The sequence below is a fragment of the Bacillus sp. JJ1474 genome (genome assembly GCF_036965225.1).
Classification (GTDB): Bacteria; Bacillota; Bacilli; order Bacillales; family Cytobacillaceae; genus Cytobacillus.
The window spans coordinates 1-261 of the sequence record NZ_JBALPC010000001.1; the positions used below are offsets into that span (position 1 = coordinate 1).

At 26.8% G+C, this 261-nt stretch carries 1 protein-coding gene; it reads left to right on the forward strand.

Annotated elements, in window-relative coordinates:
* A partial coding sequence (locus V7164_RS00005; protein ID WP_335353133.1) for a hypothetical protein occupies window positions 1-261 on the forward strand: 261 nt, incomplete at both ends.

Below are 261 nucleotides of genomic sequence, written 5' to 3' on the forward strand. Positions count from 1 at the left end.
AAAAAATGTTACAAAAATATCCAGATGAAATAAAGAATACATATGAATTTTATTCCTTTTTCAAAGAATTACCTTTGGCTAATCAAAGGTTTGACTATGTTCCTATCATTGAGTTAGGTACTATCTTCAAGTATAAAAAACCTAAAATCTTCTTCGAAATGCGGAAATTTTCTAGCAAAAGTTATGTTATTGATGTAATAACTTCTTCTGAAACGGATTTACAGAGAGCGATAGACATAATTAACAAAATGAAAAATCAAT